We start from the raw sequence: 9745 nt of genomic DNA, 5'->3' as shown, positions 1-9745 counted from the left end.
AGGAACAGCAGCGCCAATTGCAGGAAGAGCAGGCTCGGCAACGATACGAAGAGGAAAAGCAACGTCTTGAAGACGCAGCTGTGGCCGCTGCCCAGAACAATCTCGGCGGGACCTATCCGCAGGATGGCGGAGCCACCGGCGCCGAACCGCCCCCGATAAGGCAGGGATCCCCCCTGAGGACGGCATGACATCGGCCCGCCACCCGCGACCGGCGCCGAAAGTCCGCCGGAGGCGCAGGCGCCACCGAAACCAGCGCCGCCGCCCATCGACCAGGCGCAAAGCCCTCCTTCCGGCGGCGCCCTTCCACAACCCGAGACGGGCGCTGTCGAGGTGGTGCGCCATCCAACCATCGATGCGCCGGATGAGATTGTCGCCGGCGAGACGGTGACCGTTTCGATCGCCCTTACCGAAGAGCAATTCACGCCCGAAGTGAAGGTGAAGGCAGCGCCGGCTCGTCGGTGACGGAAGATGGCGCCCTGGCCATGGCGATGCCGGCGGGAACCGAGCAATGGCCGATCGATATCGATCTGTTCGCCTCCGGCTTCGATCTCGCTGACGGCGGCAAATGGAGCCGACGGACGACGCTCTACCGCCAGGGCGACAGCGACTTCGTCCGCTTCGACGTCAAGGCGCGCCGATCGCCAAGGACAGCAAGCCGGCCCAGTTCATCGCGCGCATCTACAGCGCCGGGAGGTTCCTGGGATCGGCATCGCGGTCGGTTATCATTCGCCGCACCGCGCCTGTCGAGGCAGCCGCTCTGAGCGCCACAGCCGAACGCTCCGCAGCACTGCCATGCTGATGCTGGCCGCAGCGGCGCCGCAGCCGGCGGTAACTGGCAATGTGACGCTCGGCGGCGCAGCCGGCGATGACGTCCCGATCTCGACGTGACCATCCTCTATGACGATCCGAGCGGGCTGGGTTCGGGGCAGATCATCATCCATTCGCCGCATCTGGCCGGTCCGGTGACCGATACGTTCTCGACGCCACCTGAGATGGCGGCATGGCTGGACTCCGAATACCGCCGCCTGCTGCAGCTCGGATTGAGCCTGCGCGCGCCGTTTCGCTGCAGCAGCCTGCCGCAAGCAGCGATACGGGGGCGCAAAAGCGCTTTGTCACGCTCGCCGCCGAAGGTTTGGCGATGCGCTCTACCGCGACTATGTGCCGAAACCGTTCAAGGACGTGTTCTGGTCGCTGCGCGGCAAAGGCGAACTCCATTCGATCCAGATCACCTCGAACAGCCCGACGCTGCCCTGGGAATTGATCCGCCCGCGCAGCGCCGACGGCGCCGTCGCCGACGGTTTTCTCGGCATGGGCTACCGGCTGGCGCGCTGGGCTCCGCGCAGCAGTGCCTCACAGGTCGACAACCCGCTCGACCGCATGACCTTCACCGGCGTCGCGGCCGTCGCGCCCTCCTATCTCGACAAGCGCTCGCTGCGCTTTCAGCAGGACGAGATCGCGGCGCTGAGCAAGCTTTACGGCTACCGCCGCTTCGATGGCGATTTCACCTCTTTCGAGAAACTGGTCGGTGAAGTCTCGACCGGTTTCATTCATTTCTCCGGTCATGGCGAGGTCAACCAGCCGAGCAGTGGCCGGCCGGTCTTTGCCATCGATCTCGTCGACCAGTCGCTCGACCCGATACATGGGCCGCGCTGGTCGCGGCCGCGCATGGCAAGGGCAATCCGTTCTACTTTTTCAACGCCTGCGACACCGGCCGTTCGCAGATGCTCGGCGGTTTCGTGCAGGCTGGGGTCCGGCGGTGCTGGCGGGCGGCGCTTCCGGCTTCATCGGCGGCATGTGGCCACTGACCGACCGCGCGGCAGCGGCCTTCTCGACCGATTTCTATGGCGGCATCAGCACGCGGATCAAGGACGGGCCGGTCTATCTGGCCGAGATCCTGCAGGATGTCCGCAGAGAATTCTACCGGACCGGCGATCCGACCTATCTCGCCTACACATTCTACGGCAACGCCAATCTGAGGATTGTCGGGCAGTAGGCGACGGATCGTCGTTGGCGGATTGGCTTCGCCTACAATGCGTTTTGCGGGCATGGCACGCCGGCGCCGCCGCAGCGTGAGGCCATCGGCCTGGAGCTCATGTCTTCGGACTGCCGCACAAGCTCCGCAAAGAGAAGGGCGAAACTTCCCATCACAAGGAAGACGATAATCAGGCGTGTCACCGGCAATAGACAGGTCTCGACTGGCTAGCCCCCAGCCACCCATCCTCTGTCGGCTAACATGATCGATCAGGCTTTACGAGTGCTTAAGCTCGCACTTAACCATCACATTCGCCGTTCCGGCGACATGAAGCGCGAGCCGCCGATTTCGTTTCGCCGCGGCCGCAACTGGCCCGGACGATGCCTCCTTTGCAGATGCGCTTGCCCATGCTACCCCACGCAACCGCCGCCGACCGCCATCGGCCGACCGCCATCGGAATGTCATGAGCAAAGCCAATCTCGCCTTCGTCTCCTCCGACACTGCCGATGCCAAGGCGGCGATGGAGAGCCTGTCGGCCCGCTATGGCCAGGCATCCTTCGACGACGCCCAGGTGGTGGTGGCACTGGGTGGCGACGGCTTCCTGCTGCAGACCTTGCGCGACACGATGAGCACGGGAAAGAAGGTCTACGGCATGAACCGTGGCACCATCGGCTTCCTGATGAACGAGTACCGCGTCGGGGGCCTCACCGAGCGCATCGCGGCCGCCGTCGCCGAAACGATCCGCCCGCTGGAAATGCTGGCGTTGACGCATGAGGGCGAGACGGTTTCGGCACTCGCCATCAACGAGGTGGCGCTGTGGCGTCAGTCCTACCAGACGGCAAAGATCCGCATCACCGTCGACGAGCAGGTCCGCATCGAGGAACTGAACTGCGACGGCGTGATGATCGCGACGCCGGCCGGCTCCACCGCGTACAATCTTTCGGCGCACGGGCCGATCCTGCCGCTGGATGCGCCGTTGCTCGCGCTGACCCCGGTCAGCCCGTTCCGGCCGCGCCGTTGGCGGGGTGCCTTGTTGTCAAACAAGGCGACCGTACGCTTCGATATTCTGGAGTCGGAAAAGCGCCCGGTGAACACCGCCGCCGACCACACCGAGGTCAAGGCGGTGGCTTCCGTAACGGTCCGCGAATCGCCGACTGCGACGGCAACGCTGCTGTTTGATCCCAACCATTCGTGGAACGAACGCATTCTCGCCGAGCAGTTCCGCTATTGAGCCGGCGCAAAGAGTGACTACCTAATTAAGCATCGCGATTAAGCTTACGTTTTCACAATCGTGCCAATCCCGCCCGTTTCTGTTGACAAATCGCGGGCTTGCGCCTAATCGCAATACCAATCTTGCAGGCACGCTGTGCTTGCCGCGACGGATGCCGTTGCGCTTCCCCGAACCAGCCAAAGACAGCAACTCTTGTCCTCAGACACCACGACCGCTCTAGAAGCGTTGACCTTTTCAGACCTCGGCCTGTCGCCCAAGGTCCTTTCCGCAGTCACCGATGCGGGCTACACCGTGCCGACGCCGATCCAGGCTGGCGCCATCCCGCATGCCTTGCTCGGCAAGGATATTCTGGGCATAGCACAGACCGGCACCGGCAAGACGGCTTCCTTCGTGCTGCCGATGCTGACCCGCCTCGAAAAAGGCAGGGCCCGTGCCCGCATGCCGCGCACGCTGATCCTCGAGCCGACGCGCGAGCTCGCCGCGCAGGTCGAAGAGAATTTCATCAGATACGGCAAGAACCACAAGCTCAACATCGCGCTGCTGATCGGCGGCGTCTCCTTCGACGAGCAGGACAAGAAGCTGGAGCGCGGCGCCGACGTGCTGATCGCCACGCCCGGCCGTCTGCTCGATCACCGCGAGCGCGGCAAGCTGTTGCTCAACGGCGTCGAGATCCTCGTCATCGACGAGGCCGACCGCATGCTGGACATGGGCTTCATCCCCGACATCGAGCGCATCTGCGAGATGATCCCGTTCACCAGGCAGACGCTGTTCTTCTCAGCGACCATGCCGCCGGAGATCACCAAGCTCACCGAGAAGTTCCTGCATGCGCCGGTGCGCGTCGAGGTTTCCAAGGCGGCATCCGCTGCCACCAACATCATCCAGCGCCTGGTCAAGTCCGGCTCCAAGCCGTGGGACAAGCGCGAGACGCTTCGCAATCTGATAAAGGCCGAAGACGCCGAGCTGAAGAACGCTATCATTTTCTGCAACCGCAAGGTCGAGGTCGCGGAGCTGTTCCGCTCGCTGCTGAAGTATGATTTCGACGCCGGCGCCCTGCATGGCGACATGGACCAGCGCGCCCGCATGCAGATGCTGGCCAATTTCCGCGATGGCAAATTGCGCTATCTCGTGGCGTCCGACGTCGCCGCGCGCGGCCTCGACATTCCCGACGTCAGCCACGTCTTCAACTACGACGTGCCGATCCACGCCGAAGACTATGTCCACCGCATCGGCCGCACCGGCCGCGCCGGACGCTCGGGCAAATCCTTCACCATCGCCACCAAGTCCGACACCAAATACATCGACGCCATCGAGCGGCTGATCGGCAACAAGATCGAGTGGCATGACGGCGACCTGTCGACCGTGGTCGCCAGCGAAGGCGGCGAGGACGAAGCGCCCCGCCGTGGCCGTGGCGCTCCGCGCCGCGCCGGCCGCAAGGACGAGGACCGCAAGGCCCATGATCGCAAGGAGGGTGGCGAGCGCAAGCCGCGCGAACGCCATGCCAAGCGCAGCGACGACGCGCCAGCGGCAGATGCCGCGCGCGAGGAACAGCCGGTGGTAGCCGAGGCCGCGGTCGCCGACATCGGCGAACGGCATCAGCGCAAGGAAGCGATCCGCTCCGAAAACAGCGACCGCAAGGTCTCCGATCGCAACAACGAGAACCGCGCCCCGGAACGCGGCGACACAAGGCCGCAGCGCGCCAGCAACAGCCGCCCTGCCCGCGGCAACAACCGCGGTGAAGACAATGACGGCACCGTCGGCTTCGGCGACGACATGCCGGCCTTCATGAAGATCGTCGCCAAGGTCTGATTCCATGAGCCGCGGCGTCCCGAGGACGCGCGGCTTTCCTGGACGCGATTGGGATGCGAGATCTGGAGCCCGCTCAGGATCAATCAGCGCCATGCGCGGTAATCGCAAGACAGGCTCGATCTGCCCGATCTCTTCCGGCCTGGAGCGCTTCAAATACCCGTCGATGCTACAGGCTTTTGAGTTCCAGGCGGGATGCCAATAAATCCAGAAATGCCCGAACCTTGGCCGAAGATGACCGGCCTTCCTGCCACAAGGCATGGATCGGCACCGGTGCCGGCTCGAATTCCGTCAAAACCAGTTCGACGAGACCGTCGTCGACCAAATGTCTTATCTGCCACAGAGGCGAGAAGCCCAAACCCAGTCCGTGGATTGCGGCGGCATAGACCGAGGTCATCAGATTGGAGCGAAAAGCGCCTGCGACCTTCACGGTCCGGGGTTTCCCGTCGATCTGAAACGTCCATTCACCTGGACGCTCGTTAGCGGTTCTGATGATGCAACTGTGCTCACTCAGCTGGAAGGGATGGGCCGGCCGGTCGCACCGCGCGAAATAGGAAGGCGCGCCGAACACAACGCGCCGCAACGCTCCCAGGCGTTTGGCTTTCAAGTTGGAATCCGGCAAATCGCCGATGCGTATTGCCAGGTCGAGACCTTCGGCGCCAAGATCGGCAAATCCATCGGAAAGTTGAAGATCGACCTCGACCCGGGGAAATGTCCGCATGTATTCCGCGATGACAGGCATCAGGACGTTCGGGCCAAACAGAACCGGCGCCCCGATGCGCAGGACGCCTGCCGGCTCCGATCGTTGATTGATCGCCTGAAGTCTTGCGTCGTTTATTTCGTCGACCGCGGGTTTGATCCGGTTGAAAAAGGCTGCTCCGACTTCACTTGGTGTCGAGCGACGCGTTGTCCTGTGGATCAGCTCGACGCCGACTGATTGCTCCAGTGCCGCCAGGGACCGGCTGACCGACTGCAGCGAGCGGTTCAGCCGATGTGCGGCAGTCGTCAGACTTCCATGCTCGACGATCGCGATGAAAGCCTCGAAATCGTCCATTCGGCTCATGCATTCTCCCGACATTCGACATAATATATCGCAAAAACGGGTAATTGTAACGACAATTGCGACGTCGTACCTCTCTGCAAGTTGTCCCGCGAGGACAGGCTTGATGGAAGGAAATCGTCATGCAAGTAGCCAATCCAACTGTTCTGGTTGTTGGTGCCACAGGCCGAGTTGCGGGACTTGTCGTGCCTGAACTTGTCCGCCGCAATGCCAATGTTCGAGCGCTCGTTCGCGACCCTGCGAATGCCGAAAAGGCCCGGAAGGTGGGGGCATCCGAGGTTGCGACAGGAGATTTGCGAAATCGTCAGAGCCTCGAAAGGGCGGTCGCGGGCGTCGACGGCGTCTTTCACATTGGGCCGGCTTTTGCTCCCGATGAAGCAGCCATGGGCGTTGCCATGGTTGAGGCCGCCACGCGAGCAGGAGTTCGAAAGTTCGTCTTCTCGTCGGTGATCCAGCCTACCAATACGCGACTGAAGAACCATGCCAGCAAGGTGCCTGTCGAGGCTGCTCTCTACTCGACGACGATGGAATATACGATTCTGCACCCTGCCAATTTCATGCAGAACCTCGCAGCGGCCTGGCCGTCCGTCGTTGAACATGGTGTTTTCTCGGAACCGTTTCCAAAGACGGCGAAGCTGGCCCGCGTCGACTACCGCGATGTCGCTGAGGTGGCGGCGATCGCCCTAACCGAAGCGCGATTGTCCTACGCGACCCTCGATCTGTGCGCTGACGGCATGCACAGCCGGGAAGACATCGTTGCGATGATGAGTGAGGAACTTGGCAGACCCATCTCTTCTGGTGAGCCGACATTTGGCGAGTGGGCGGCCGAGGCACGCCTTCCCTACAATGACCGCCAAATGCAGGTGCTGGCCAAAATATACGCCCACTATGCCCACTATGGCCTTGGCGGAAACAGTCTGACATTGCGCGCCGCCCTGGGCCGCGAACCGCGTTCGTTGCGCGGCTTTATTCGAAACCTTGCCCAGCAAATGGCGCAGGCCGCCTGACTGCGCCCAGCCGCGCATACTTCCACTTTTCGAGAAGGAGATAGGTGATGCGACCGTCATCCCACAAGGTTTTGAAATCGAGGAAGCTACCGGCCTCCTACAATGCGCTGGTAATGCCATTCGTACTTTCCATCCTGATGTCGTGCATTGTTTCCGCGGTAGCGACGCTGATCAATGCGGGCTGGACAACCGGTTTCGTGGCGACCTGGCCGTATGCATGGGGAGCATCATGGCTAGTGGGCTTTCCAAGTCTGCTGCTGGTCTTGCCGATCGTGCGCCGTATCGTTGCGGCAATTGTCGATCAGCCGACCTCGTAGGCCTTGATTACGGAGTCCGACATGCCAAACAAGAACGGCCCTTGCGGGCCGCTTTTACCTTCGACTGACGGCTCGCAGCGCCATTGTCGACTTCCGCGACCAGATACCTGTCTTCATGCGGGCAGCCTTCATGCGCGCCGGCCCTCATGCCGATCGTCGTCCGAGCCTGATCCCGAGCGCTCTCAAATGCAGCCGGCCAGCTTGCACTCTTGGCACGCTCCTATCCTGGCCCGTCCGTCACATCGGGCCGGGCATCATCTTGGTCGGTTTTTCCAGCATCGGAAACTCTGCCTTGCTGCATTTCACGTTCGGGTTGGTCGGACTGAACATGCCGTTCGGATTGTCTCTGAACAGCCAGGCATGAAGGTCGTAGTGGACGAACTCCCTCGGAATGAGCGGATAGTGCCCTTCCATCGGTCCCATGAAGGTCTGGCCAAATAGTTTTGGAGGTTCCTTGGTGTCTGGCGTCAGGGGCATCAGCCATTCCACGCCAACCAATTTCAAGCCTTTCTTGGTCGGCTCGTAGATCAGCACATTGGGGCGCATCGGATCGAGTTTCTGACCGACACTCGGGACGTTGACGAAATGGATGCCCATAGCGCCCTTCGGATAGTCCATTGCGCCCTCGATCCTGTCCCCGCTGTAATAGACACACCCGACAGTCGACAGATAAAGGTCGCGGACGGCGACCGTGTAGTCCTCATATTTGGCGAGCGATTTCTTCAAAGCTTCGATGTCGGCTTTGTTGGCGTCCTCGGCTCGAGCCGTGGCGGCTGCGCACCAAGCTGAGGCCAGACCTGTCAAAATGAGGACGCCGCAGCGCCCAAGACGAGCTGTTCTTGTCATGCATTCCTCCCAGATTTCCCTTATCTGGCCGTGCAGGACCGGGGCCGACTAAGTGACTGCGCGGCCGTTTGTATCGCCCCATCCCCTCTGGAACCGCGCCAATGCTAATCCCTTCCAAGGTCTCCGGAAAGGGATTATTAGAAATCTCTAATGCATTAGACCTTTTGGCGGACCACAGGAGCCCAAAAAGAAAGCGGCCCCTTGCGGGGGCGCCTTCGCATTTCGATGCCGAACAATTCAGGTCAGCGGCGAAAGCTGGATCTCGACGCGCCGGTTCTGCGCACGGCCGGCCGCCGTTCCATTGGACGCGATCGGACGGGTCTTGCCGAATCCGGTGACGGCGAAGCGGCGCGAATCGACACCTTGGCCTGAGAGATAGTTGGCGACCGCCAATGCGCGGCGCTGCGACAGATCGAAATTGTGTTCGTCGCCACCGGTCGAATCGGTATGGCCGAACACGTCGACCGTGGTCTGCTTGAACTTCTTCAGCACCAGCGCAACCGAGTTCAGCACCTGGTAGAAGCCGGGCTTCACCGCATCCTGGTCGACGTTGAAAGTAATGTCGGACGGCATGTTGAGGATGATCTGGTCGCCGGTGCGGGTGACGCTGACGCCGGTGCCTTCGAGTTGGCGGCGCAGTTCAGCCTCGTTCTGGTCCATGGTCGCGCCGATGGCGCCGCCGGCCAGCGCGCCGATACCGGCGCCGATCAGCGCGTTGCGGCGGTCATTGCCGCCGGCAAGCAGGCCGAGGCCCGCACCCGCCAGGGCGCCAAGGCCGGCGCCGGCTGCGGTGTTCGAAACCTTCTGCTCGCCGGTGTACGGATCGGTCGTGGTGCAGGCACTCACCAGCACAGCCGTCGCAACGGCGACGAGCACAGTCTTTTTCATAGAATCGTCCCTCTCCAAAGCGCGGCCTTTGCGGCTCGCGCATATAAGCCCTTCTCGGGTCTTGTAACATGAAATGCGGCGAAAAACCGAGCGGCGAAAGCGGCTTTTCCCCGCTCGCGCCACTCTTCCGCTTCGGTGGCTGGTGCTGGCCTACCAGAGGTTCTTGCCGTCAATGACGACCACCTCGACCTTATCGAGGTCGAAATCGTCGAACAGCCGCGAATTGACTGATATCTTGGGATTGTCGAAGTCCGGTTTGCCGGTCGACCAGTCCGGCGTTTCGGTGAAGGTGCCGCAGCCGCAAATGGCGCAAAACCCGTGTTTGACGGTCTTCGATCCCCATTGATAGAAGGAAACGTTTTCCGGCGAGCTGGTGAGCTTGAATTGCGACGGAACGTAGTAAGCCCACAGCGAACCGCGCTTGGAGCAGAACGAGCAGGTGCATTGTGTTACCGTCTCGGGCGCCTGCGAAACCTCGAACGTCGTCGCCTTGCAATGACAGCTGGCCTTGATGGTCATGAAAAGCTTTCCTCTCCGTTGCCGCCACCCATGCGGCAAGGCACCATAAAGGAAGGCTCCTGACAACTGTCTGTCAGCAGGCGCCGGTCGATCGAGCCGAGC

14 protein-coding genes are annotated in these 9745 nt (G+C 62.0%); 8 read left to right on the top strand and 6 right to left on the bottom strand.

Annotated features, from left to right (window positions below):
- The 3 genes from NLY43_RS32425 to NLY43_RS32415 all read left to right on the top strand — a co-directional run.
- A partial coding sequence (locus tag NLY43_RS32425) for a hypothetical protein (RefSeq protein ID WP_286459390.1) occupies nt 1–188 on the top strand: 188 nt, incomplete at its 5' end.
- 142 nt (nt 189–330) lie between these two features.
- Nucleotides 331–462: a hypothetical protein gene (locus NLY43_RS32420; protein ID WP_286459388.1), complete on the top strand. Its 132-nt coding sequence runs from the start codon at nt 331–333 to the stop codon at nt 460–462.
- Entirely contained in the window at nt 459–761 is a 303-nt protein-coding gene (locus NLY43_RS32415) for a hypothetical protein (protein WP_286459387.1), read from the top strand. Before NLY43_RS32420 ends, NLY43_RS32415 begins: the two co-directional genes overlap by 4 nt.
- A gap of 393 nt (nt 762–1154) precedes the next feature.
- Here NLY43_RS32415 and NLY43_RS32410 read toward each other — a convergent pair whose 3' ends face one another.
- A complete protein-coding gene (locus NLY43_RS32410) occupies nt 1155–1310 on the bottom strand; it encodes a hypothetical protein (protein WP_286459386.1) in 156 nt (51 codons plus the stop codon).
- A gap of 40 nt (nt 1311–1350) precedes the next feature.
- Entirely contained in the window at nt 1351–1641 is a 291-nt protein-coding gene (locus NLY43_RS32405) for a hypothetical protein (RefSeq protein ID WP_286459384.1), read from the bottom strand.
- Between the two features lie 115 nt (nt 1642–1756).
- Here NLY43_RS32405 and NLY43_RS32400 point away from each other — a divergent pair, with 115 nt between their 5' ends.
- From NLY43_RS32400 to NLY43_RS32390, 3 genes are all read left to right on the top strand, one after another.
- Nucleotides 1757–1993, top strand: coding sequence for a hypothetical protein (locus NLY43_RS32400; RefSeq protein WP_286459381.1), 237 nt, complete (start codon nt 1757–1759; stop codon nt 1991–1993).
- A gap of 442 nt (nt 1994–2435) precedes the next feature.
- Nucleotides 2436–3203: an NAD kinase gene (locus NLY43_RS32395; protein ID WP_023681482.1), complete on the top strand. Its 768-nt coding sequence runs from the start codon at nt 2436–2438 to the stop codon at nt 3201–3203.
- Nucleotides 3204–3395: 192 nt separating this feature from the next.
- On the top strand, nt 3396–5009 hold the full coding sequence (locus NLY43_RS32390) for a DEAD/DEAH box helicase (protein WP_031196539.1): 1614 nt from the start codon (nt 3396–3398) through the stop codon (nt 5007–5009).
- Nucleotides 5010–5175: 166 nt separating this feature from the next.
- On the opposite strand, the gene NLY43_RS32385 is transcribed toward NLY43_RS32390, so the two are convergent.
- Nucleotides 5176–6069 carry a LysR family transcriptional regulator gene (locus NLY43_RS32385; RefSeq protein ID WP_023691233.1) on the bottom strand — a complete coding sequence of 298 codons (894 nt, stop codon included), beginning with the start codon at nt 6067–6069 and terminating at the stop codon, nt 5176–5178.
- Nucleotides 6070–6188: 119 nt separating this feature from the next.
- Here NLY43_RS32385 and NLY43_RS32380 point away from each other — a divergent pair, with 119 nt between their 5' ends.
- Entirely contained in the window at nt 6189–7073 is an 885-nt protein-coding gene (locus tag NLY43_RS32380) for an NmrA/HSCARG family protein (protein WP_023691232.1), read from the top strand.
- 47 nt (nt 7074–7120) lie between these two features.
- Nucleotides 7121–7390: a DUF2798 domain-containing protein gene (locus NLY43_RS32375; RefSeq protein ID WP_023667468.1), complete on the top strand. Its 270-nt coding sequence runs from the start codon at nt 7121–7123 to the stop codon at nt 7388–7390.
- Nucleotides 7391–7627: 237 nt separating this feature from the next.
- Here NLY43_RS32375 and NLY43_RS32370 read toward each other — a convergent pair whose 3' ends face one another.
- The 3 genes from NLY43_RS32370 to NLY43_RS32360 form a co-directional block, all read right to left on the bottom strand.
- The gene (locus NLY43_RS32370; protein WP_023695361.1) at nt 7628–8236 is read right to left on the bottom strand and encodes a hypothetical protein; all 609 of its coding nucleotides are present in this window, start codon (nt 8234–8236) and stop codon (nt 7628–7630) included.
- Between the two features lie 237 nt (nt 8237–8473).
- On the bottom strand, nt 8474–9124 hold the full coding sequence (locus tag NLY43_RS32365) for a YiaD family glycine zipper/OmpA-like lipoprotein (protein ID WP_023667470.1): 651 nt from the start codon (nt 9122–9124) through the stop codon (nt 8474–8476).
- Nucleotides 9125–9274: 150 nt separating this feature from the next.
- Nucleotides 9275–9643, bottom strand: a complete 369-nt coding sequence (locus tag NLY43_RS32360) for a GFA family protein (RefSeq protein WP_023667471.1) — start codon at nt 9641–9643, stop codon at nt 9275–9277.
- Nucleotides 9644–9745 lie beyond the last annotated feature (102 nt).

Source organism: Mesorhizobium sp. C416B, from assembly GCF_030323165.1.
Lineage (GTDB): Bacteria > Pseudomonadota > Alphaproteobacteria > Rhizobiales > Rhizobiaceae > Mesorhizobium.
Note: the sequence above shows the minus strand (reverse complement) of the source record. Positions and strands in the feature narration are given on the sequence as shown.